The following is a 23,747-nucleotide window of genomic DNA, read 5'->3' as shown; positions in this document are numbered from 1 at the left end:
ATGAGATATGGCGAACGGGCTCGATGATGTGGTGGCGGCGGAGACCGTGCTCTCCGATGTCGATGGCCTTGGCGGCCGCCTGACGATCCGCGGTCATTCGCTGCCGGAATTGGCGGGACGCTGGCGCTATGCGCAAGTGGTTCGCCTGTTGCTCGACGGCTTCTTCGACGGCCTTCCCGGCGATGCCGAACTGGCAGCGAGGCTGGGCAAGGCTCGCGTCGAGGTGTTCGAGCGGCTTGCGCCCTCGCTGCCGCTGCTCGCACCGCTTGAGATCTATAGCGCCATGCGCGCCGGCATGGCGCTGCTGCCGGATGGCGAGACGCTGACGGACGCCTTGCGGCTGATCGCGGCGCCCGCTGTGCTGACGCCGGCTCTGCTGCGGCTGGCGCGTGGCGAGCAGCCGATCGCACCTGACGCGAAGGCCGATCATGCCGCCGACATGCTGAGGATGCTCGAGGGATCCATCCCGTCGCCGGCGCTGGCAAGGGCACTCGACACCTATCTGGTGACCGTCTGCGATCACGGCCTCAACGCCTCGACCTTCGCCACCCGCGTCGTGGCATCGACGCTGGCCGGGCTGACATCGTCGGTGCTGGCCGGGCTCGGCGCGCTCAAGGGGCCGCTGCACGGCGGCGCGCCCGGCCCGGTGATCGAGATGCTCGATGCAATCCAGGCGCATGGCGACGCGGCCGGTTGGCTGCGCGAGAAGGTCGCGCATGGCGAGCGCATCATGGGTTTCGGCCATCGTATCTACCGCGTGCGCGATCCGCGCGCCGATGTACTGAAAGCCGTCGTGCGGCAGCTCGGCAGCGAGGGCGAAGCCGGCCGCCGGCTGGCCTTCGCCGAACAGGTCGAGCAGACGGCGCTCGAAGTGCTGCGGATCGCCAAGCCGCAGCGCTCGTTGCAGACCAATGTCGAGTTCTACACAGCGCTTGTGCTTGAGGCGGCGGGCTTTCCGCCACAGGCGTTCAGCAATGTCTTTGCTGCCGGACGTGTCGCCGGCTGGATCGCGCATGCGCGCGAACAGCAGACGACAGGGCGGCTGATCCGTCCACAGTCGCGCTATGTCGGGCCGGTGCCGAAGCTTGTCGCTTGAGTTTTTTGCGAAGATGACCCCACCCTGGCTTGCCGAGGCGAGCCACGGGTCTCGCCCGTCCTTCGGACCCCCACAAGGGGAGGGAAGCTGCCGCGCGCCGCCGAAACGTCGGTGGTTTGCTGAGATCAGCGTCTACCAAGTCTCCCTCCCCCTTGTGGGGAGGGATCAAGGGTGGGGGTATTCGTAGGGCGAAGACCTGGGCGTGGAGGACCATTCCCCATGACCAAAATTTCATGTGATCACGCGACCGTGTTCGTGTTCTTGCCTTGGTCATCCCTTATATGCTGCACTGCAATATAAGTCCGCTGCCGTCGAACCGCCGATTTCCGGGCGGAATGAGGCAGCAGCGACCAAACCGAACAGGAACGCCATGACCAAAAACGGCAAGGCGGAGGAAACGAAGAAGATCAAGATCGCGCTGCAGGGCGGCGGCTCGCACGGGGCTTTCTCCTGGGGTGTACTCGACCGGCTGCTGGAGGATGGCAGGCTCGACATTTCAGCCGTGTCCGGCACCAGCGCCGGCGCGATGAATGCGGTGGCGCTGGCCGATGGGTTTGTGCGCGCCGGTGTCGAGGGTGCACGGCAAAAGCTCGACGATTTCTGGCGCGCGGTGGCGGCCAAGGGCCGCTTCAGCCCGGTGCAGCGCATGCCCTGGGACGTCGCCTGGGGCAACTGGTCGATCGAGAACACCCCCGGCTATTTCTTCTTCGACACCATGTCCCGAGTGTTTTCGCCCTATGTCGCCAATCCGCTGGGCTTGAACCCGCTGCGTGACGTGGTCGAGCAGGAGATCGATTTCAAAAATGTGCACGCCTGCAACTCGATGGAGCTGTTCATTTCGGCGACCAATGTCGAGACCGGCCAGCTGCGCGTCTTTTCCGACGGCGAGATCGACCTCGACACGGTGATGGCCTCGGCCTGCCTGCCGCAATTGTTCCGCGCCGTCGAGATCAAGGGCGTGCCCTATTGGGATGGCGGCTATGGCGGCAATCCGGCGCTGTTTCCGTTCTTCAAGACGGCGGCGACGGAGGATGTGCTTTTGGTGCAGATCAATCCTGTGGTGCGCGAAGGCACGCCGAAAAGCGCCAACGAAATCCAGAACCGCATCGACGAGATCACCTTCAATGCCGGGCTGCTGAACGAATTCCGCTCGATCGCCTTCGTCAAGGAGCTGATCGCCGCCGGCCGGCTGCCGCGTGGCGAATACCGCGACATCCGCATGCACCGCATCGATGCCGACGAGGCGTTCAAGGATCTGTCGGCGTCATCCAAGGTCAACGCCGAATGGGCCTTCCTGAGCTATCTCAGAGATCTCGGCCGCATAGCGGCCAGCGACTGGCTGGAGCAGAATTACGACGCCGTCGGCAAGCGGCCGACGCTCGATCTTTCCGGCGAACTCGATGACGGCTTCAAACCGGTGCGCGGGCCGGCACCGGGACGGCGGGTGAAGGAATTCCTCGCCGCCCGCAAGAAGCCGGAGGCGGAACGCCGGCGGGCCTGAGTTTTTCGGAGTAGCGCCGGCGGCTTTCCCGATGCGGCGCAACTTCTGCGTGTGACGGTATACAAAATCATACTGACGCCTACTGCCATTCAAGTCGTGACGACGCAGGGCACGCCCACATATGAATGCCGAAATCTAGTGCTGACGTGAGGGGAGATCGCCGCTCAAAACGCCTCCATTACAAGCGGCTCCAGCATTCTGGCGGCAAATGCCAGAAGCACTGGGATCTCTCTGCGCCGGGATATCCGTCACGGTTCGCCTCTGTGTGAGACCCGGGGCCAGCGCTTGGGCGCCGAAAGGACCGGGCATTGGCGGTGCGCATCCGAGCCACATGGGGTGGACGTTTTCCAAGCGATTCCAGTGCGTTGCTCAAACTGAACAATTACAGAAGCGCTGATCCTTCGCCACAGGAATGGATATGGTTCTCAGCCGAAGCCGGGATACGGATCAGCAATCCGGCGCGTAAACTGTTCGCGAAGGTTATGCGACGTCTTCCGGCGGCGAGAAGTGGCTCACCGCTCCGACCGCCAGGAAAAGATCATAAGCCGGCTGTGGTTCTGTCGCCTGATGGGGCGCTGACAAAACCGTTTCCCGTTGGCCACACTACATCGCCTGGCACAATGTTCCTGCAACTTTTCGACTGTATTGCGATGCAACTTTGATGTAGAAGCGCGGCTTCGCCGTTCACGGCAAATTGAACACGGCCTGGCGCGCACCCATATCGGCGACGCGCCCGAGTTGGAAGACACGGTAGCTGTTAGACGACGGACACCCTGTTGGATAACGACTTGGCCGAACCCCGCAGTGGAAAAAAATGATGCCGAAGATCAGGTTTCACAAGCTTGCCGCTATTGTTGTGCTCATCGGCTTCGCCGCCTGGATGGGAACAGGCGCGTTTTCGTCCGTCGGCAGCGCCGCTGTCGAAGGCGCAGCCAAGCCGGGCGACCAGGCCAAGCCGGGCGATCAGGCCAAGGCACCGGATGCAACCAAGACCGCCGAGGCCGAACCGAAGGCGCCGCTGCGCACCGTCGCCGTGGTGACGCCGCCGCGCAAGACCTATGCCCGCGCCATCCGCATTTCCGGGCTGACCGAGGCCGACAAGCGCGCCGTGCTGGCGACGCGTGTCGCCGGCGTCATCGAAAAGCTGCCGGTCAAGCAGGGCGATCACGTCAAGACCGGCGACCTGGTGCTGATGCTGGCGGCCGAAGAAAAGATCTCGATGGTCGACAGTGCCAAGCAGCTCGTCGCGCAGCGCCAGGCTGAACTCGACGCATCGCTGCGGCTCATGAAGACCGGCAATCTGCCCAAGCTGCAGCTCGACACGGCGCGTTCGAACCTGACCGCTGCGCAGTCGCAGCTGGAAACGGCGCAGGCCGAACTCGAGCGCAATCTGGTCAAGGCGCCCTTCGACGGCGTCATCGACCGGGTGCCGGTGGAGCTCGGCAGTTCCATCATGCAGGGCGGCGAGGTGGCAACCATCCTCAAGCTCGATCCGGTGATTGCGCGCGGCGAAGTCAGCGAACGCGACCTCGGCTATCTCAAGCTCGGCGACAAGGCTGCTGTGCGGCTGGTCAGCGGCCAGACCGTCGAAGGCACGGTGCGCTACATCAGCCGCGACGCCTCGTCGGCGACCCGCACCTTCCGCGTCGAGATTGCCGTGCCCAATGCCGATGGCTCCGTGCCGGCGGGCATGACGGCCGAGATTTCGCTCAGCGCGCAGCCGACCGATGCCGTCATGTTGCCGCGCTCCGTGGTGACGCTGGGCGACAAGGGCGACCTCGGCATCCGCGCCGTCGACAAGGACAACAAGGTGGTGTTCTTCCCGATCGACCTCGTTGACGACTCGCCGAAGGGCCTGGTGCTTGGCGGCATTCCAGCCGATGCCCGCGTCATCGTCGCCGGCCAGGAACTCGTCAAGGAAGGCGACGTAGTCAAGCCGGTCGAGGCCGACCAGGCGACCATCCAGAAGCTGTTGGGCGAAGCGACAACGCAGTAGCGCCGGAGCGGCCCCGGCCGGGGACAGCCGGGGCGGGGACAACCGGCGGCAATGCGGCTCCTGAAATCTTGAGAACAGGCCATGGATATCGTCAAACTCGCGATCAACAATGCCCGGCTGACCATTGCGGTGCTGGTGTTCCTGCTGCTGGCGGGCTGGGTCGCCTATCAGTCGACGCCGAAGGAAGCGGAACCCGACGTTCCGATTCCGATGATGTATGTCAGCCTGATCTATCAGGGCATTTCGCCTGAGGATTCCGAGCGCCTTCTGCTGCGGCCGATGGAAAGCAAGCTGAAGAGCCTCAAGGGCCTCAAGGAAATGCGCTCGGCCGCCTTCCAGGGCGGCGGCTATGTGCTGGTCGAGTTCCAGCCGCAGACCAACCTGGCGACAGCACTTCAGGACACGCGCTCCAAGGTGCAGGACGGCAAGGCCGACCTGCCGCAGGCGGCTGAAGAGCCCGTCGTCACCGAGGTCAACATCTCCGAATTCCCGGTGCTGGTGGTGACGCTGTCGGGCGAATTGCCCGAGCGCGTGCTGACGGCTGCCGCGCGCGAATTGCGCGACCGCATCGAAGAAGTGCCTGGCGTTCTCGAAGGCTCGCTGCAGGGCGCGCGCGACGATCTCGTCGAGGTCGTCATCGACCCGATGAAGCTGTCGTCCTACGGCCTGCAGCTCGACCAGCTGATCGGCGCCGTCGGCGCCTCCAACAGCCTGGTCGCAGCCGGTAACATCGAGGGGTCGGAAGGCAAATACGCGGTCAAGGTGCCGTCGCTGATCGAAACACCAGAGGATGTGGCGTCGCTGCCGGTGGTTGCCGGACCCAACGCCGTGGTGCAGGCCAAGGACATCGCCACGGTGCGTTCGACCTTCGCCGATGCCGAGACGATCACCCGCCTCAACGGCAAGCCGGCCATCGCCATCGAAGTCAAGAAGCGCATCGGCGCCAATCTGATCGACACGCTGGCCAAGGTGCGGGAAGTGTCCGACGCCTACGTCAAGACGATGCCGGAAGGCATGAACATCACCTACACGCAGGACAAGTCTGTCTTCGTCAACCAGCTGCTGGGCGACCTGCAGAACCACGTGATGATCGCCGTCATCCTGGTGTTCATCGTCATCCTCTATGCGCTGTCGGGCCGCGCCTCGCTGCTGATCGGGCTTGCCATTCCGTCATCGTTCCTGATCGGCATCCTGCTGCTTGCGATGATGGGCTACACGATCAACATGATCGTGCTGTTCAGCCTTATCCTGGCGGTCGGCATGCTGGTCGACGACGCCATCATCGTCACCGAATTCGCCGAGCGGCGCATGGGCGAAGGCATGCCGAAGGCGGAAGCCTTCACGCTGGCCGCCAAGCGCATGGCCGGCCCCGTCATCGCCGCGACGATGACGCGCATCGCGGCGTTTTCGCCGCTGCTGTTCTGGCCCGGCATCATCGGCGACTTCATGAAATACATGCCGATCACGCTGATCGTCACGCTGTCGGCCTCGATGCTTTATGCGCTGGTGTTCGCGCCGACGCTGGGCGCGCTCTTCGCCAAGGCGCCGGAGCATCACGAGGAACACAATCACGACGGCTGGTACATGGCGCTGGTCAAGCAGGCGGTGCGCTTCCCCATCACCGTGCTGGTGCTCACCGCCGTGCTGCTCACCGGCGTCGGCTTCGCCTATTCGAAATATGGCGCGGGCGTCGAGTTCTTCCCCAGCGTCGAGCCCGATTATGGCCTGCTCTATGTGCACGCCCGCGGCAATCTCTCGCTGGCCGAAATGGATACGGCAACCAGGATCGCCGAGAACCGGCTGCTCGGCTGGCCTGGCGTCAAATCGGTCTACACCCGCGTCGGCAAGACGCAGGGCGGCGGACAGGACGTGCCGGAGGACGTCGTCGGCGTCATCCAGTATGAGTTCATCGACTGGCGCGAGCGCAAATCGGCGAACAATATCCTGGATGAGCTGCGCACCGTCATGGCCGGCATTCCCGGCGTCGATGTCGAGGTGCGCGTGCCGGAGGCCGGTCCTCCCACGGGCAAGGCGGTGCAGCTGCGGCTTTCGGCCATCGATCCCAAGGGGCTCGACGACCAGGCCCGCGCCGTTGCGGCGCGCATTGCCAAGGTGCCCGGTGTCATCGACGTATCCGACGGCCTGCCGCCGCCCGGCGTGGACTGGGCGCTCGAGGTCGACCGCGCCAAGGCGGCGCAGTACGGCATCAGCCCGACCGCCGTCGGCACCGTGGTGCAATTGGTGACCAATGGGTTGAAGCTGTCCGAGTACCGGCCGGCCGGCGCCGACGATGCCGTCGATATCCGCCTGCGCCTGCCCGAAGACCGGCGCACGCTATCGACGCTCGACGAGCTCCGGGTGCAGACCGCGCAAGGCTCGGTGCCGATCTCGAACTTCGTCGTGCGCAAGCCGGAGCCGACCGTCGGCATCCTCAACCGCATCGACGGCGCCCGCACAGTGGTCGTCCAGGCCAACGTCGCCGCCGGTAACCAGGTTGCGGCGGTGCAGGCGGAGGTGACCAAGGCGGTCACCGACATGAAGCTCGACAGCGGCATACGCTGGAAGCTGGCGGGGTCGAACGAGGACAGCGCCGAAGCCAGCGCCTTCCTCGGCAAGGCCTTCGGCGCGGCGATCTTCCTGATCTTCCTGGTGCTGCTGATGCAGTTCAACAAGTTCACCAGCGTGCTTCTGGTGCTGTCCTGCGTGGTCATGGCGACGATCGGTGTGTTCCTGGGGCTGCTGCTGACCGGCGAAGCCTTCGGCATCGTCATGTCGGGCATCGGCGTCATCGCGCTGGCCGGCGTGGTGGTGAACAACAACATCGTCTTGATCGACACCTATGACCGGCTGCGCGAAGAGGGCTGGGACAAGATGGAGGCGGTGCTGCAGACCTGCCGCGAACGTGCCCGTCCGGTGGTGCTGACGGCGGTCTCGGCCATCCTTGGCGTGCTGCCAATCGCCTTTGGCCTCGGCCTTGAAATCTTCCATCACGAGACGACGATCAACGCGCCGTCGACGCAATGGTGGATTTCGCTGTCCTCGGCCATCGTCTTCGGCCTGTCCTTCGCCACGCTGCTGACGCTGGTGGTGACGCCGTCCATGCTGATGATCTTCACGCGCAGCAAGAACAGCCGCTTCTACGCGTTCTTCCGCCGGCTGTTCGGCCGCGACAAGAAACGGGATGCACCCGTGGGGCCCAGCCCGCTCGACGAACCGGCAATCGCCTTCCCGAAAGCCGCGGAATAGCTGCATTCGACCAGTCGGACAAAAGGCCGCCCGGAACAACCGGGCGGCCTTTTGCATTGTCCCCTCGTATCCGACCAGCAAGGCGAGGGACTCTTAATGACCGTCAGCACCATCCTCATCATTGTCTTGATCCTGATCCTGATCGGCGCCGTCCCGGCCTGGCCGCATTCGCGCTCCTGGGGCTATGGCCCCTCGGGCATCGTCGGCCTTGTGCTGGTGGTGCTGCTGATCCTGGTGCTGATGGGCAGGGTTTGATCGGAGCCTGAGATATCGGAGATTAGCGTTTCCTCGCCCCACGAAGTACCGGCAATAGGCATACGGCGGTGCCAGCCCCCACTCCGACCGCTTCGCGGCCACCTCTCCCCCATGTCGATGGGGGAGAGGAAATGCCAAGCTTTTCAAGGCAGCGACCTCGGCGATTAGCATTTCCTCTCCCCCACGAATGTGGGGGTAGAGGTGGCTGGGCGAAGCCGAGACGGAGTGGGGGAGCTCCCAATGCGATTGGCCCGAAATCGAGATGACGAGCACACGCTGTGCCCCCTTGGCCACCCCGCACCCTTGCGTATACGCTGCCGGCACGACAATCAGCGAGGGAGCCATCAAGGTGAACACCGCCAGCCCGCCCAGGCCGCTCGCCGAGATCGCCAGCTATCACGCCCACATCTACTATGACGGGCAAGCCGAACGGCAGCAGGCCGAATGGCTGCGTCTGCGCATCGGCGAACGCTTCCGCGTGCGACTGGGCAACTGGCGCGACGAGCCGGTCGGCCCGCACGAGCAGGCCATGTACCAGGTCTCCTTCGCCACCGAGATCTTCGCATCGCTGGTTCCCTGGCTGATGCTGAACCATGGCGGCCTCAGCATCCTCATCCACCCCAACACCACCAACCCCAAGCGCGACCATCTGGTCGATCCGATCTGGATCGGGCGGCCGCTGGGGGTTCATGGCGAGGTGCTGGGTGAAGAGGATGAAGCGGAAGAGGCGCTGGAGGTGAACACGGAGCCGACGCTGGGGGCGTAGGGAGGCGTTCTGCAAAGTAGAGACTTGGCCTTGGAGACGCGTTCGCCAGTAGCCTAGCTCAGGCATGCATGACAGGCCGCTTTGCGCCTCAAGCCGTATCCTATGCCTTCATCATTGCTTCGTCGAAGGTGCCGAACCAGCGCGGGGCCGTTGGAGCGATGGACCATCAATTGATGGCAAGGGAGAGTTCTCCTTGGTCGCCGGTACGCCGAGGCGGGGTCGCCGAATAGGCAAAGATTGCAATAGAGGAGGCAGCCGGCACTCGTTCCCGCAGGGTCGGGCGCGCCCGTTCGTACGGAGCAACTGGCGCTCCGCACGAGGGACAGGGCAACTCACTGGTGACTGGGTGCGTGCCTGACGAAGCTCTTCGTTTCGGCTGAGATAAATGCTCTCACTTACGGAACATCGCAGGTTCGTCGAAGTTGGAAAGCTACGGAGGACGTGCACATGAACAGTGTCATCTATCTTATCGGCCTTATCGTTGTCGTGCTCGCGGTCCTCTCCTTCCTCGGTTTTCACTAGGTGGCCTCATGCAGCATGAGAACGATCAGGGCGGACAGCCCACCGATTTCGACAAGGCGAAAAGCGACGTCTCCGACAGACTTCGCCAGGAAAATGAGCGTGCCAGCGAGTTGCTTCACGACGCGCGGGACGAGGTGACCCGTAAGGCTGGCGACTATGCATCTGAAGCCACGCAGGTCATCTCCGACAAGGCGGAGGAGGCGCAGCGCGACATCGGATCGAGCTTGGCGGCGTTGGGTGGTGCACTGCGAGCGGCCAGCGATCACCTTGCCAGCAACGATGAAAGGAACGCATCGAAATTCGCTTTGGATGCTGCCAGTGGCCTTGAGCGGCTTTCATCGTCCTTGAAACAGAAGCCCTTTAGCCAAGTCCTTGATGACGTGCAGTCCTTCGGCCGGCAAAATCCCGGTGTCCTGCTTGCGGGATCGGTGTTGGCCGGATTGGCTCTCGGGCGGTTCATCAAGGCTTCTCCGTCGGCAAGGCCCGATTCTGAGGCCGCTCCGGGAGGCCTCAGATCACACACCGATCAGCCACAGGGTTGGTCCGCTGATCGTCCACAAGATTTTGGCGTGGTCGGCGATGATGGCGCCACGCAGATCGCGGAGCAGGACAGATGAATAACCAGGACAATCCCAGCCTTGCCGGGCTAGTCACCGATTTGGCCCAGAATGTCACCACTCTGGTGCAAACCGAGGCGAGGCTGTTTCGGGCCGAGCTCTCTGAAAAGCTTACCAAAGCCGGAGCAGGTGCCGCGGAAGTGCTGGGCGGCGCGATTTGCCTGCTCGCCGCGCTCTTGGTGTTGCTGCAGGCGCTCATTATCGCACTGACGCGGGCAGGGCTTGGCGCGGGGTGGTCTTCCCTGCTGGTCGGTGTGGTCGTGGCGGTCCTCGGCGTCATCCTGCTGCGGACCGGGACGGCCAGCATGGCGCCTTCGGAACTTACCCCCGACCGGACCCAGGGACAGCTCAAGCGCGACGCGAGCGCGATTAAGGAACAGGTGAGATGAACGAGAAATCCGCAGCCGAACTTGAACGCGAGGCCGAGGCGGCTCGCGCTCGGGTGATGGAGACCGCCGAATCCATTCGAGGCAAGATGACGCCTGGACAATTGCTGGATGAGTTCACCGGGCTGTTCTCGGGAGGGGAGAGCGCGGCCATGCTCAGCAATCTCAGAACGCAGGTCCGAGACAATCCTTTGCCGGTCACCATGGTGGGCGCAGGTCTGGCCTGGCTGATGTTCGGCAGCGGTACCTCAAACACCACCCAACGTTCGGATGACTACCGATTGCCTTCAGCGCCGGGACAACATGATGTAGCAGGGGAGCGCGGCGGCTTGGGCGGCACGCTCTCCGATGCCGCGGAATCGCTCTCCTCGAGCGCTGCCAGCGCCGGCGACACCATATCGAGCACCGCAAGAGCCGCTGCGGCGAGTCTGACGGGAAGCGCTGCCAATGCAAGCTCGACGACTGGGGACATGGCGGCGAAAGCCAGCCGCTCCGCGCAAGATCTGTTGGAGGATCAACCCTTGGCCGTAGCGGCCGTCGGTCTCGCCATCGGCGCCGCTATAGGTGCAATGCTGCCCCATACCGCAACGGAGGACGAGCAACTAGGCGCCTATGGCGACAAGCTTCGCGATTCCGCCGAAACTTTGCTCGACAGGGGCCTCGATGAGGCCAAGCAGGTCGCCGCCGACGCCTATGAGACCATCAAGCAGGAAGCTGGCCGGCAAGATATGGAAGCAGACACGATAGCCGATCAGCTCGGCGAGATCGTGAAGTCCACAGCAGACAAGACCGAGCATGCCGTGCGCGAACGAATTTCCGATACGTCTCAGCGCCAAACCTAGCTTGATGATCCTGGATCAACGATAGCCGGCCTCTCCAGAAAGGGACCGGTGTTGTCCGTCAAACGGTGACCCGCTCGAGTCACTTCAGAGCCGTGTGCGGACTGATGTCCCTTGCCGATAGTAATCCAGCGGATCAGGTTCTCTGGATTGTTGGCCAACCCGCCGCCGATAAGACGCGGTCAGCAAAACTGGCATCTAGGCGAGGACCGACATTGCACTTGAAGTTCGCAGACCGAGGATGCCGGTCCGCTCTGGGACGTAGGGCGACACCCCCCGTCACCCCCCAGCCAGCCGCGGCAGCAGAAAAATCTCCGCCCCCGGCGGCAGTTCCTTCGACCACGTATCGCGATAGATGGTCCCGTCGATGGCCACCGCAATGCCCTTCTCGATCCACGGCTCGATGCCGGGATACTGTTCAGCCAGCTTCCTGAACAGCTCCCTTATGTCCTTGGCCTCGACCTCGATCTTGCTCTGGCCGCCGGCGAGCTGGCCCAGCGCGCCCCAGAGCGTGACCTCGACCATTAGGGCAAGAACCTCATTTGGCCTCAGCCTCCCCGTTCCGCCTCGATCGCGGCGAGAACCCGTGGCGGCGACATCGGGATGTGGGTCATGCGCACGCCGGCGGCGTTGGAGACGGCGTTGGCGATCGCCGCCAGCGGCGGCACGATCGAGGTTTCGCCGACGCCGCGCACGCCATAGGGGTGGTTGGGGTTGGGGATCTCGAGGATCTCGGTGTCGATCATCGGCAGGTCGGAGCAGACCGGGATGCGGTAGTCGAGGAAGCCGGCATTCTGGAGGCGCCCGTCCTTGCCGTAGATATACTCCTCGTTGAGCGCCCAGCCGATGCCTTGCGCGGCGCCGCCCTGGTACTGGCCCTCGACATAGGTGGGGTGCACCGCCTTGCCGGCATCCTGGATCACCGTGTAGCGGATCACCCTGGTCGAGCCGGTATCGGGGTCGACCTCGATGTCGCATATATGGGTGGCGAAGGAGACGCCGGCGCCGTCGGCGACGAGCTCGCTGTGGCCGGCGATCGGCCCGCCGGTCTTGCCGGAAGCGGCGGCGATCTCCTTCAGCGACAGGGCTGCAAGGTTGCCGTATTTCTCGCCCTTGGCGATGGCGTGGCCGTTTTCCCAGACCACGTCGTCGACGGGGATGTCCCACGTCTGGGCGGCGCGCTCACGCAGGATCTTGATCGCGTTGCGGGCGGCCGAGATGGTCGCCATCGAGGACGAGAAGGTGCCGCGGCTGCCGTCGGTCATGTCGTTGTAGCCGAGCGAGGACGTGTCGGCGACCACCGCCTTGAGCTGGGCATAGTCGATGCCCAGCTCCTCCGCCGCCACCAGCGACAGCGACGCGCGCGAACCACCGACATCCACCGTGCCGACGGCCAGCGACACCGAGCCGTCCATGCCGATGTTCAGGTCCACGCAGGTCTGGCCACCGAAGTTGAACCAGAAGCCGCAGGCCATGCCGCGGCCCTGGTTCTTGCCCAGCGGGGCCTTCATGTGCGGATGGTGCTTGGCCGCCTCCAGCGTCGGGCCGATGCCGATCGGGCCGTAGACCGGACCGTAGGAGGAGCGGGTGCCTTCCTGCGCGGCGTTCTTGATGCGGAACTCGACCGGGTCCATGCCGAGCTCCTTGGCCAACTCGTCGACTGCACTTTCCACCGCGAACGCCGCCATAGGGGCGGATGGCGCGCGATAGGCCGCGGTCTTCGGCCGGTTGACCAGCACTTCGAAGCCGACCGTCTGGACGTTGTCGAGCTTGTAGCAGGCGAAGGCTGTCATGGCGCCGATCTCGGCCCAGGCGCCGGCATAGGGGCCGCTGGTGTAGCGCAGTGTCGCTTCGGCGGCGGTGATGGTGCCGTCCTTGCGGGCGCCGATCTTGACGTCGATCGAGGTGGCGCTGGTCGGACCCGAGGCGCGGAACACCTCGTCGCGAGTCATGACGAGCTTCACCGGCCGACCGGCCTTGCGCGACAGCGCCAGCGCCACCGGTTCGGCCCAGACGTGGGTCTTGCCGCCGAAGCCGCCGCCGATTTCAGACGAGGTGACGCGCAGCTTGGAGGCTTCCAGCCCGAGCAGTTGCGCGCAATGCTGGCGGTAGACGAAATGGCCCTGCGTGCAGACCCATAGGTCGGCGGTGCCGTCGGACGAGACGCTCGCCACGCAGGCATGCGGCTCGATATAGCCCTGGTGCGTCTGCTCGGTCTTGAAGGAGCGCTCGACGATGACATCGGCGTGGCCAAAGCCTTGATGGACATCGCCATGGCCAAACTGGCTGCGCTTGGTGACGTTGGACGGCTTTGCCGGCTTTTCCTCGAGACCCTCGGTGAAGATCGTGTCGTTGATCAACGGCGCGGTGTGCTTCATCGCCTCGTCGACATCGGTGACATGCGGCAACAGCTCGTACTCGACCTCGATCAGCTTCAGCGCCTGCCTTGCCGTGCGGGCATCGACGGCCGCGACCGCGGCCACCGCGTGGCCGTCATAGAGCGCCTTGCCGCGCGCCATGCAATTGTCGAGGACGTCATACATGGCGGCATCGCCATCGGTGAGGTCGGGCAGGTCGGCGGCGGTGATCACCGCTTTCACGCCGGGGAGCTTTTCCGCCTTCGAGGTGTCGATCTTGAGGATTTTCGCGTGGGCGTGCGGGCTGCGCAGAACACGCCCGACCAGCTGTCCAGCCATGTTGAAGTCGGCGCCGTAGCGGGCGCGTCCGGTCACCTTGTCGACGCCGTCGGGACGGATAGGCCGCGTGCCGACGGATGAGAATTTGCGGCCCGAAAAGCGTGGATCGAAGTTCATGCGTGTGCTCCCTTCATCACGTTGGCCGCATCCTGCACCGCGCGCACGATCTTGTCGTAGCCGGTGCAGCGGCAGAGGTTTCCGGCGAGGCCGAAGCGGATTTCTTCCTCGGTCGGATCGGGGTTCTTGGCCAGGAGGTCCTTCGCCGCGATCAGGAAGCCCGGCGTGCAGATGCCGCATTGCAAGGCTGCGTGTTCGAGGAATTTCTGCTGCAGCGGATGCAACTGATCGCCATGCGCCATGCCTTCGACGGTCTCGATATGCCGGCCTTCGGCTTCAGCGCCAAGCACAAGGCAGGAGCAGACCAGCCGATTGTCGAGAATGATCGAGCAGGCGCCGCAGTCGCCCGTGCCGCAGCCTTCCTTGGCGCCGGTCAGGCCGAGCCGATCGCGCAGGACGTCGAGCAACGTCTCGTCGGGCTGGCAAAGGTATTCGACGTGATCGCCGTTGATTGTCGTTGAAACTGCTACACCGGCCATCATTTGCCTCCTGCGCGTGCGTAGGCGGTCGTCGCGGCCCGTCCGGCCAGCACGCCCGCAACTTTTCGTCTGAACTCGATGGTACCGCGCTTGTCGTCGATGGGGCGGCAGGCCCCAGCGCAGATCTTGGCGAGCCGCTCAAGTGCCGCCTCGTCCAGCTTCCTGCCGATGAGTGCCTCGGCTGCTTCTTCCACCAGAAGCACGGTCGGGGCCGCGGCGCCCAGCGCGACGCGGGCGGCTGTTATGACACCATGCTCGTCGAGCGTCAGGTTCACGCCGGCGCTCACCACCGCGATGTCCATCTCGGTGCGCGGAATGAATCTGAGATAGGCGTCGCCCGAACGCGGCGCGCGCTTGTCGAGCAGGATCGCCTCGACGATCTCACCCTTGGTGAGCGAGGTCTTGCCAGGCCCGATCGGCACAGCCTCGACCGGAATGGTGCGCTTGCCCGAGGGACCGGCAACCACGGCCTTTGCGGCGGCGGCCACCAAGGCCGGGACGCTGTCGGCGGCCGGCGAGGCGTTGCACAGATTGCCAACGATGGTGCAGCGGCCCTGGACCTGTTTCGAGCCGATCAGCTTCGACGCTTCGACGACACCGGGCCAGGCCTTCTTCAGAACCGAGCTCTCGCCCAGGACGGCGCAGGGGACGGTCGCGCCGATGCTGAAGCCGTCGGCCGTCTCCCTGATCTCGCTCAAGCCCTCGATCGCCTTGATGTCGACGATCAGGTCGGGATCGACAAACCCGCCCTTCATCCGAACGAGGAGGTCACTGCCTCCAGCGAGAATGGCTGATGTGCCGGAAGCGTCGGCCAGCAGGCCAACGGCGTCTTCGATTGAAAGCGGACGTATGTAACGCATCGTCTCCCCTTGGTGATGGTGATCTCGCCGACCGTTATAAACAGTCTCCTCATAATGACCATCCGGTTGCTGATTTCCAGCGATTGGGCCAGCACTGCGAGAGAGATTTTTGTCTAAAGTCTTTGTTTTGATGCATGTCGCTGTCCCAGAACCGCGCACACTTCTGGCCGACATGCATTCAAGCGGCGTCTTTTGCATTGTCGAGGCTGATGCCGATGTCCTTCAATGCCTCGGCCACGGCCTCGTCCAGCGGCGTGTGCGGGACTTCGCCGATGATGCCTTCCAGCCGGTCGGACACGAGCCGGTGCGGTTCGAAGCGCAGATAGGACATCGAGACGATCTCGCGCCACATCGCCACGAACGGGCTGCCGGCGCGCAGCACCCACCAAGGCATGAAGGTCAGCTTCAGCGGATGTCCCAACGCTTTCTCGGCCGCGGCCTTTATGTCCATGTCGGTGACGGCGTGGCCGGGGAAGTTGAGCGCCTCAAAGAAGCCGAGCTTGCCCTGATTACGCGCCAGGCCGACGAAGCCGATGGCGAAGTCCGGCAAATAGGCCCATTCATGCACGAGGTTGGCAGGGCCGGGCGCGGTGTAGACACCGTTGCTCATCTTGGCGGTGACGACGAGGTCGAACCATGATCCGCTGCCGGTGCCGCCGAAGAAATCGCCGGCGCGCAGGATGATGGTGCGGACGCGGCCGGCATCGGCCTCGCGGCGAAACAGCGCTTCCATGGCGCAGCGGATGCGGCCCTTCTCGGTCGTCGGGCGGAACGGCGTGTCTTCGGTGACGAGTTGAGGCATCGGCGAGCCGTAATTGTAGACAGTGCCGGGGAAGAGATGCAGCGCGCCATTGGCATGGCAGGCGGCCATGACGTTCTCCGCCATCGGCAGGCATTTGCTCCAATCGGTGTAGATCGGGTTGAGACCGTTGAAGATGATGTCGACACCCTGCGTGGCGCGGATCAGCGCCTCGCGGTCGAGCGCATCGCCGGCGACGGCGGTGGCGCCCTTGAGTTCGGCCGGGACCTTGCCGGTGCGGGTGACGGCGCGGACATCGAAGCCGGCGTCGATGAAGGCTTTGCCAACCACGCGGCCGAGCCGGCCATTGGCGCCTAGAATTGCGATCTTGGTCATTTTTCTTCTCCGTGTCTGTGTTTGCACGGTGAATATGATGCGTTCATACGCGAATGAAAATTGACTATGGATGCAGATTTGTTATTCATAAATGAATGAAAGACATCGACTGGAACCTGATCAAGAGTTTCGTCACCGTGGCGGAGACCGGCAGCCTGTCGGCCGCGGCGCGCAAACTGTCGGCCAGCCAACCGACGCTCGGGCGTCACATCGGTGAGCTCGAACAGGCGTTGGGCGTCACCTTGTTCCGGCGCGGGCGGCGCGGCTATGCGCTGACGGAAGCAGGCGCCACGCTGTTCGAACGCGGCAAGGCCGTGAGCGAGCAGGCGAGCGCGTTCTCACTATTGGCATTGGGCTCGGTCGAGGCGATCGAAGGCACGGTGCGCATTGCGGCCAGCGAGGTGGTGGCGGCCTATGTGCTGCCGAGGATGACGGCGCGGCTCGGCATCGAGGAGCCCGGCATCGAGGTCGAGATCGTCGCCTCGAACCAGGTCGAGAACCTGCTGCGAAGGGATGCCGATATCGCCATCCGCATGGTCAAGCCGGCGCAGAACGAGCTGACGGCGCGCAAGGTCTGCGATATCAAACTCTGCTGCTGCGCGGCGAAATCCTATCTCGACAGGCACGGCCGCCCGCTCAAGCCCGCCGACCTTCTCGACCATCCGCTGATCGGCTTCGACCGCAGCGACGAGATGATCCGGGGCTTTACCCAGGCCGGCATCCCCGTCACCCGGAGCAGCTTCCGCTTCAGGGCCGACAACCAGATCGTTCTGTGGGAAGCGCTGCGGGCGGGAAACGGCGTCGGTCTCGGCCAGGAGCCGCTGGCCGGCAGCGACCCGTTGCTGGAGAAACTCCTGCCCGGCCTGCCATTGCCCAGCCTGCCGGTGTGGCTGGCCATGCATCGCGACGTGCGCACCAGCGTGCGCATCCGCCGCGTCGCGGATTTCCTCTATGAGGAGCTGAAGCGCTATTCGGCGGGGGCGGCCGCGAATTCGGCGCGGTGAGCGAGCCCGGCCATCAACAGCACGACGATCAGCAGCGCCGACATGGCGACGAAGATCGGGCCGAAGCTCGAATGCTCGGCGACGAAGCCGATCGCCGACGGCGCCACCAATATACCGGAATAGCCCATGGTGGTGACCACGCTCATGCCGGTGCCCGACGACATGCCTTCCTGGTTGCCGCCGGCCGAGAAGATGATCGGCACCATATTGGCGATGCCGAAGCCGCAGAGGGCAAAAGCCGCGATGGCGATCCAGGGCGATGGCGACAGGCCGGCGACCAGCATGCCGGCGGCGGCGACGACGGCAGAGCCGCGCAGCGTGGCCACCGCGCCGAAGCGGTTGCGCACGCCGTCACCGAAAAAGCGCATGACAGCCATGACGCCGGAGAAGGCGGCGTAGGCAAGGCCGGCGATGGCGAGGTCGGCGCCGAGCTCCTGCCTGAGATAAAGCGCTGCCCAGTCGAGCACGGCGCCCTCGGAAATCATCGTCAGCAGCGCCATGAGCCCGACAAGATAGACCAGCGGGTTGGCCGGCAGCGCAAATTTGTGATGTTCGGCGGCATGCGGCTTGTGCTCGGCGATGAGGTAGCCGACCGCCACGGCAATGACGGCAAAAGCAATGACCGTGACTACAGCCGCATGGGCGAGGTGGCCGTAAGTCTGGATGGCGTAACCGCCCAGACCGCCGCCGGCGAAACCGCCGAGGCTCCAGAAGCCGTGCGACGACGACATGATGGCGCGGGAGAGCCGGCGCTCGACCACCACCGCATTGGCGTTCATGGCGACATCCATGCCGCCGATCGAGCCGCCGAAGATGATCATGGCGATCGCCGCCAGCGGGACGTTGGGCGCCAGCGCCACGACCAGCAGGCCGAGGCTGCCGCACAGGCCGAACCAGCGCAACACGGTGCGCGAGCCATGCCTGGAGATCAGATGGCCGCACCAGCTCATGGCCGCGACCGCGCCGACGCCGAACAGAAGGATCAGCAGACCGAGGGTGAATTTCGAGATGTCGAGCCGGGTCAGGAACACCGGAATCTGCGGCGCCCAGCTGCCGGTCAGGAAGCCGTTGGCGAGGAATATCGCTGCTACGGCCCATCGCCCGCGAATGGCTCTCTGCATGGTGTCTTGCGCGTTCATGGCCCGAATCCGGTCAAGGAATGGCTTTGCGCGGCAAATTAGATCGATTCAATTTCTCGTCAAGCGCTTGGCTGCGAAAAGCTTGTGGGCCACATCTAAGGGGAAACCGTTAGGCGCTGTCCCGCCGACGTCAATCCTGTGAACCGCGCGCTACTTCAGTGATCCCTCGGCCGTCTTGCCTCGAACTCCGCTTTCTTGGCGTCCGAAGCCTCGGTCTGGTTCAGCGCCTGCCATTGCGCATAGGGCATGCCGTAGACGATTTCGCGCGACTGATCCTTGCCGAGATCGACGCCCTCAGCCTCGGCCGCTTCGCGATACCAGTTCGACAGGCAGTTGCGGCAGAAGCCGGCGAGGTTCATCAGGTCGATGTTTTGCACATCGCTGCGCTCGCGCAGATGCTCGACCAGCCGGCGGAAGGCCGCGGCCTCGAAATCGCGTTTCTGGTCATCGCTGAGTTCGGTCATTGCCTTGGGTCCTCACAGCGGCCCGGTGCGCGAGCCGAACATCTTCACCTGATGTATATCGGGACGGCGGTCGATGGCGTCAACGATCGGCGCCAGCCGTTCCGCCCAGGCCAGCGCCCCCTTGCGGTCTGATATCAGGTCCTGGCGGATCTCGATCAGCGCATGGGCAAAGCCGTTGACGATGGCGTGCTTGAACATGGTGTCGCCGCGCAACGCGCCGTCATAGGGTTCATTGTCGCCAACGACGAGGTTTTTATCCTGCGCCAGCATGTCGATCAGCGGCCGCGCCACGCGGTCGTCGAGGTCCCACAATATGCCGACATGCCAAGGGCGGATGAAGCCCTGCATGACAGGGGTGAAGGAGTGTACGGAGAAGATGAGCGGCGCTTTGCCTGAGGCGTGCGCCACCGACGCGATCATGGCGCCGACCGCGTCCTGATAAGGCCGGTAGAAGCCGTCGAGCCGCCTTTCGCGTTCGGCCGGTGCCATAGGGTAGTTTCCCGGCACGACAGTGCCGTCATAGAGCTGGCGGATCAGCGTCGGGTCGTCCTCGCCGCGATTGGGATCGATCAGCAGCCGCGAAAAATTGGCGATCACCGCCGGCACGTCGAGCGCTGCGGCCAGTTCGCGCGTCACCGTCTCGACACCGATGTCGTAGGCGATATGGCGATCGAGTTCCGCCGCCGGCAAGCCGAGACTGCCATACTCCTCCGGCAGGTCGCGGCGGGCATGGTCGGCGACAAGCACGATGCCTCGCTTGCGGTCGCCTTCGACGATATCGAAAGGCGCGAAAACTGTGGATCGGGTCATTGGCTGGAAAGGTCTGTTCGCTGGCTTCCGGGGAGGGTGGTATCGTCATTCCCACGAAGAGGACTGTTGCGCAATGCCGTTGTTTGGCCACGGTTTCTGCGAAAATCCTGTGACGCGCGGCAGATCGCGTGTCGGGGGCCTTTCTAAATCGATTGGAATTGGACAGAACGGCGCGTTGACATGCGCCCGGACTTTTCCGAAAAGGGGCGCTGAGAGATGCAGATGACGTTATTGAGGGGTTTCGGGATGGGTTCCGCCGGCAGGCCGCGTGCGCGCACCGCCTTTGCCGTGCCGCTCCTGACCCTGACGCTAGGGCTCACCGCGCTGGTCGCGGCTTCGCCTGCCCGCGCCGATTTCCGCGTCTGCAACGCCACGCAGAACCTGGTCGGCGTCGGCATCGGCTACCGCGCCAAGGCAGGCTGGATCACCGAGGGGTGGTGGCACATCGAAGGATCGAGCTGCAAGACGCTGATCGAAGGTCCGCTGTCATCGAGGTTTTACTATCTTTATGCAGAAGACGCCGAGCGCGGCGGGCGCTGGGATGGCCCGATCAACATGTGCGTGGCCGAAAAAGAATTCAAGATTGCCGGCGTTACCGATTGCGTCGCCCGGGGCTTCCAGCGCGCCGGATTCCAGGAATATGACACGGGCGAGCAGGCAAGCTGGATGGTCCAGCTGACCGATGAGTCCACAACGGGAGGCGCTCCAGCCGCCCCGGGAACAAACAGTCAATGAGACGTAGCCGCAAGGTCAAGATCCTCGCCACCATCGGTCCTGCCTCCTCGTCCGAGGAGATGCTGCAGAAGCTGTTCGAAGCCGGCGCCGATGTCTTCCGCATCAATATGAGCCACACCGATCACGAGCTGATGCGCACGCTGGTCGGCCGCATCCGCGCGGTCGAGGAAAAGGTCGGCCGTCCGATCGGCATCCTGGCCGATTTGCAGGGACCGAAGCTGCGCGTCGGCAAGTTCGCCAACGGCAAGGAGGTGCTGACCCCGGGCCAGACCTTCACCCTCGACAACAATCCCGAGCCCGGCACGTCGACCCGCGTCTACCTGCCGCATCCCGAAATCCTGAGTTCGGTCGAGGCCGGCCACCGTCTGTTGATCGACGATGGCAAGCTGGAGCTCAGGGCGGTGAAGAGCGACGGCAAGTCGATCACCTGCGCGGTCGTCGCCGGCACCACCATTTCCGACAAGAAGGGCGTCAGCCTGCCCGACACCGACCTGCCGGTCGGTGCGCTGACCGAAAAGGACCGCAAGGACCTCGATGCGGTGCTGGCGGAAAGCGTCGACTGGGTGGCGCTGTCGTTCGTGCAGCGGCCGGAGGATTTGGCGGAAGCCCGCAAGATCGCGCGCGGCCGGGCGCTTATCATGGCCAAGATCGAAAAGCCGCAGGCGGTAGCCCGGCTGGCCGAAATCATCGAACTCTCCGACGCGCTGATGGTCGCCCGCGGCGATCTCGGTGTGGAAATGCCGCTGGAAGCGGTGCCCGGCATCCAGAAGCAGATCACGCGCGCCGCGCGCCGCGCCGGCAAGCCGGTGGTGGTCGCCACGCAAATGCTGGAATCGATGATCACCGCGCCGGTGCCGACCCGCGCCGAGGTCTCCGACGTGTCGATCGCCGTGTTCGAGGGCGCCGACGCCATCATGCTTTCAGCCGAATCCGCTGCCGGCGCCTATCCGGTCGAGGCGGTGGCGATGATGAACCGCATCGCCACCAAGGTCGAAACCGACCCGACCTATGCCGGCATCATCAACGCGCAGCGCTCGGAACCGGAAGCAACCGGCGCCGACGCCATTTCGCTCGCCGCCCGCGAGATTGCCGAGACGCTGAAACTGTCGGCGATCATCACCTATACGGCGTCGGGCACCACCGGCCTGCGCGCCGCGCGCGAGCGGCCGCAAGTGCCGATCATCGCGCTGTCGCCGATCCTCAACACGGCGCGGCGGCTGTCGCTTTTGTGGGGCACGCATTGCGTCGTCTCGCCCGACGCCAGCGACCTCGACGACATGGTCGATCGCGCCTGCCGCATCGCTTTCGAAGAGGGGTTCGGCCAGCCGGGCGACCGCGTCATCATCACGGCGGGCGTGCCGCTGAGGACGCCGGGTTCGACCAACATGCTGCGCATCGCCTATGTCGGATCGGACGTGCAGGCCACCCGCAACATAGGCTGAGACCTCGTCACAGTTCGCTGCGCTCTTGCCGCACCTTCGGCGTGATCGATGCGCCGAAGGAAGCGGCGAGCCCGGGGAACGGGGTGGTGCAGGTACTGGTCCGGACCCAGCATCTTTCGCCGGTTGAGTTCGACTGTGTCGAGCAGATCGAAATCGACCGTGGCGATCGTGCAGTGCCACCCGGGATTGCGCGACGCCCAGCCCCTCTTGTGGTGTTCCAAAAGCCGCTCGCGGGCGGAATAGCCGTGGTAGTCGAACGCGATCACGCCGTTGGTCGCGTAAATATGGTTCCCGGAAAGCCCTCGCCAGGAATGATCCGTTCGCCGTAGAATCCTTCCAGAGGAGCATGCTCGAGAAAGGCGCCAGCAAGAATGGCGCACGCGCCATAGCCGAAGAAGATGCGGTCCGGCAACGCCCATCGCTTCTCCGGGTTTCTCTTGACGCCGTGTTTCAGGACATACATTGCGATCAGGTCGGGGCCAGTTCCGCGTCGGGCACTGTGATGTCGGGGCATCGCCCCTCATTGTACGCATCGCCGGCGATGCGTGCTTCCACGGTTTTTGCCATTGCCTGCAGGTCGACGACCTTGCCGGCGACTTTCTCGATCGCGCCGACGACGAGGTCGGAGGCGATCCAATCCGGCTTGTGGCCGAGATTGTGGACCCAGATCAGTTCGGCGCCGGGGATGTCCCTGACCAGGCCGACCGAATGGATCGAGGCATAGACCACCTTGTCGCGATCGCCCGAGATGACGATCGTCGGCGCTGTGATGTCGCGGTAATGCGGCGCGGCCTTCAGCGTATAGTCGTAGAGGCCGGCGACATCGATGGCGTTGGCGCGGAAAGCGCCGGGACGCAGCACCAGCGGAATCGAGGCATTGCCGACATAGCCTTCCGGCACCTTGTTGGGAGAAAACACGCAGGCCGTGGCGCCGTCCATCTGCAGCGTGCCTGCCGGATAGGTCAATGTCTGCGAGAACAGCCAGCCGATGATGGGGGTGGCGGTCAGCTTGTAGTACCAGGCGGTCGCGCCGCCCGGCCAGGGGTGGCTGACCGGCGACAGAAAGACCAGCCCGAGCGTCTTCTCCGGGTGTTCGCGGCCAAAGGCGGCGGTGATCACGCCGCCAAACGAATGGCCGACCATGATCGCCTTGTGGATGCCGAGACGGTCCATCAGCCTGGCGATGGTGTCGGCCTGCCCCGACGGGCTCTCATTGCCGGGGCCGCGTGCCGACCAGCCGAAGCCCGGCCGGTCGAGGAAGACCATCTCGGCGCGGCCTTCGAGCAAAGGCCTGATCGGCAGCATCTGATCCCTGAGGTTGGCGCTGGCGCCATGGATGAAGACGATCGCCGGCAGCTCGGCATTTTGAGGCGCCGGCACGTGGACATAGTGGATGCGGGTGGCGTCGATGTCGGCAAATTCGCCGGCCGGCGGGTTCCGCCACTCGATCAGCCACGTGCCGGCGCGGGTGACACCGGCCAGGGCAAAGACGAGCGCGAGGAGCAAAGCACAGGCGGCGTAAATGAGGTTCATGCGCGGAGATACGGGGGTGGAGGGGGATAAGTTCTAGGGAGTAGGGAGTAGGGAGTAGGGAGTAGGGAGTAGGGAGTAGGGAGTAGGGAGTAGGGAGTAGGGAGTAGGG

The 23,747-nt window shown here is 64.3% G+C and carries 21 protein-coding genes and 1 pseudogene; 12 read left to right on the top strand and 10 right to left on the bottom strand.

Annotation, left to right across the window (positions count from 1 at the left end):
- Positions 1–7: 7 nt before the first annotated feature.
- The 9 genes from NKH22_RS23580 (at position 8) to NKH22_RS23540 (ending at position 11,227) form a co-directional block, all read left to right on the top strand.
- Positions 8–1,096, top strand: coding sequence for a citrate synthase/methylcitrate synthase (locus NKH22_RS23580; RefSeq protein WP_023708562.1), 1,089 nt, complete (start codon positions 8–10; stop codon positions 1,094–1,096).
- Positions 1,097–1,466: 370 nt separating this feature from the next.
- Positions 1,467–2,597: a patatin-like phospholipase family protein gene (locus NKH22_RS23575; RefSeq protein WP_023707268.1), complete on the top strand. Its 1,131-nt coding sequence runs from the start codon at positions 1,467–1,469 to the stop codon at positions 2,595–2,597.
- 817 nt (positions 2,598–3,414) lie between these two features.
- On the top strand, positions 3,415–4,593 hold the full coding sequence (locus NKH22_RS23570) for an efflux RND transporter periplasmic adaptor subunit (RefSeq protein WP_023822307.1): 1,179 nt from the start codon (positions 3,415–3,417) through the stop codon (positions 4,591–4,593).
- 81 nt (positions 4,594–4,674) lie between these two features.
- The gene (locus tag NKH22_RS23565) at positions 4,675–7,839 is read left to right on the top strand and encodes an efflux RND transporter permease subunit (RefSeq protein WP_352911189.1); all 3,165 of its coding nucleotides are present in this window, start codon (positions 4,675–4,677) and stop codon (positions 7,837–7,839) included.
- A 96-nt stretch (positions 7,840–7,935) separates the two neighbouring features.
- Positions 7,936–8,094, top strand: coding sequence for a DUF3309 family protein (locus NKH22_RS23560; protein ID WP_023822305.1), 159 nt, complete (start codon positions 7,936–7,938; stop codon positions 8,092–8,094).
- Between the two features lie 349 nt (positions 8,095–8,443).
- Entirely contained in the window at positions 8,444–8,860 is a 417-nt protein-coding gene (locus NKH22_RS23555; RefSeq protein WP_155921658.1) for a DOPA 4,5-dioxygenase family protein, read from the top strand.
- 530 nt (positions 8,861–9,390) lie between these two features.
- Positions 9,391–9,999 (top strand): hypothetical protein, encoded by a 609-nt coding sequence (locus NKH22_RS23550; protein ID WP_023822303.1) that lies wholly within the window; start codon positions 9,391–9,393, stop codon positions 9,997–9,999.
- Positions 9,996–10,388, top strand: coding sequence for a phage holin family protein (locus NKH22_RS23545; protein ID WP_023693628.1), 393 nt, complete (start codon positions 9,996–9,998; stop codon positions 10,386–10,388). The genes NKH22_RS23550 and NKH22_RS23545 overlap by 4 nt, the downstream gene beginning before the upstream one ends.
- Positions 10,385–11,227: a hypothetical protein gene (locus NKH22_RS23540; protein ID WP_352911185.1), complete on the top strand. Its 843-nt coding sequence runs from the start codon at positions 10,385–10,387 to the stop codon at positions 11,225–11,227. Before NKH22_RS23545 ends, NKH22_RS23540 begins: the two co-directional genes overlap by 4 nt.
- Positions 11,228–11,503: 276 nt before the next feature.
- Here the strand turns inward: NKH22_RS23540 and NKH22_RS23535 are convergent, their stop codons facing one another.
- The 5 genes from NKH22_RS23535 to NKH22_RS23515 all read right to left on the bottom strand — a co-directional run bounded on the left by NKH22_RS23535 (position 11,504) and on the right by NKH22_RS23515 (position 16,511).
- Entirely contained in the window at positions 11,504–11,749 is a 246-nt protein-coding gene (locus NKH22_RS23535; RefSeq protein ID WP_023673128.1) for a MoaD/ThiS family protein, read from the bottom strand.
- A 23-nt stretch (positions 11,750–11,772) separates the two neighbouring features.
- Positions 11,773–14,037 carry a xanthine dehydrogenase family protein molybdopterin-binding subunit gene (locus NKH22_RS23530; RefSeq protein WP_352911182.1) on the bottom strand — a complete coding sequence of 755 codons (2,265 nt, stop codon included), beginning with the start codon at positions 14,035–14,037 and terminating at the stop codon, positions 11,773–11,775.
- Complete coding sequence (locus NKH22_RS23525) at positions 14,034–14,516, bottom strand: (2Fe-2S)-binding protein (protein ID WP_023684040.1); 483 nt, start codon at positions 14,514–14,516, stop codon at positions 14,034–14,036. The genes NKH22_RS23530 and NKH22_RS23525 overlap by 4 nt, the downstream gene beginning before the upstream one ends.
- Complete coding sequence (locus tag NKH22_RS23520; RefSeq protein ID WP_023693632.1) at positions 14,516–15,376, bottom strand: FAD binding domain-containing protein; 861 nt, start codon at positions 15,374–15,376, stop codon at positions 14,516–14,518. The genes NKH22_RS23525 and NKH22_RS23520 overlap by 1 nt, the downstream gene beginning before the upstream one ends.
- 178 nt (positions 15,377–15,554) lie before the next feature.
- Positions 15,555–16,511 (bottom strand): SDR family oxidoreductase, encoded by a 957-nt coding sequence (locus NKH22_RS23515; protein WP_352805345.1) that lies wholly within the window; start codon positions 16,509–16,511, stop codon positions 15,555–15,557.
- 95 nt (positions 16,512–16,606) lie between these two features.
- On the opposite strand from NKH22_RS23515, the gene NKH22_RS23510 reads away from it, so the two are divergent.
- Positions 16,607–17,515, top strand: a complete 909-nt coding sequence (locus NKH22_RS23510) for a LysR family transcriptional regulator (RefSeq protein ID WP_352911179.1) — start codon at positions 16,607–16,609, stop codon at positions 17,513–17,515.
- Here the strand turns inward: NKH22_RS23510 and NKH22_RS23505 are convergent.
- From NKH22_RS23505 to NKH22_RS23495, 3 genes are all read right to left on the bottom strand, one after another.
- Positions 17,479–18,654 carry an MFS transporter gene (locus tag NKH22_RS23505; protein ID WP_352805339.1) on the bottom strand — a complete coding sequence of 392 codons (1,176 nt, stop codon included), beginning with the start codon at positions 18,652–18,654 and terminating at the stop codon, positions 17,479–17,481. The genes NKH22_RS23510 and NKH22_RS23505 overlap by 37 nt on opposite strands.
- A 155-nt stretch (positions 18,655–18,809) precedes the next feature.
- The gene (locus tag NKH22_RS23500) at positions 18,810–19,118 is read right to left on the bottom strand and encodes a DUF1244 domain-containing protein (protein ID WP_023690051.1); all 309 of its coding nucleotides are present in this window, start codon (positions 19,116–19,118) and stop codon (positions 18,810–18,812) included.
- Between the two features lie 12 nt (positions 19,119–19,130).
- Positions 19,131–19,928 (bottom strand): N-formylglutamate amidohydrolase, encoded by a 798-nt coding sequence (locus NKH22_RS23495; RefSeq protein WP_023690052.1) that lies wholly within the window; start codon positions 19,926–19,928, stop codon positions 19,131–19,133.
- Positions 19,929–20,174: 246 nt separating this feature from the next.
- On the opposite strand from NKH22_RS23495, the gene NKH22_RS23490 reads away from it, so the two are divergent.
- The gene (locus NKH22_RS23490; RefSeq protein WP_023673118.1) at positions 20,175–20,663 is read left to right on the top strand and encodes a DUF1036 domain-containing protein; all 489 of its coding nucleotides are present in this window, start codon (positions 20,175–20,177) and stop codon (positions 20,661–20,663) included.
- Complete coding sequence (gene pyk / locus NKH22_RS23485) at positions 20,660–22,105, top strand: pyruvate kinase (protein ID WP_023690053.1); 1,446 nt, start codon at positions 20,660–20,662, stop codon at positions 22,103–22,105. The genes NKH22_RS23490 and pyk overlap by 4 nt, the downstream gene beginning before the upstream one ends.
- Here the strand turns inward: pyk and NKH22_RS23480 are convergent.
- Positions 22,063–22,568, bottom strand: a pseudogene (locus NKH22_RS23480) (hypothetical protein). The gene pyk and the pseudogene NKH22_RS23480 sit on opposite strands and share 43 nt — an antisense overlap.
- A 5-nt stretch (positions 22,569–22,573) precedes the next feature.
- Positions 22,574–23,638, bottom strand: a complete 1,065-nt coding sequence (locus tag NKH22_RS23475; RefSeq protein WP_352911176.1) for an alpha/beta fold hydrolase — start codon at positions 23,636–23,638, stop codon at positions 22,574–22,576.
- Positions 23,639–23,747: the final 109 nt, after the last annotated feature.

The organism is Mesorhizobium sp. M1252 (assembly GCF_040318265.1).
In the GTDB taxonomy this organism is placed as follows: domain Bacteria; phylum Pseudomonadota; class Alphaproteobacteria; order Rhizobiales; family Rhizobiaceae; genus Mesorhizobium.
Note: the sequence above shows the minus strand (reverse complement) of the source record. Positions and strands in the feature narration are given on the sequence as shown.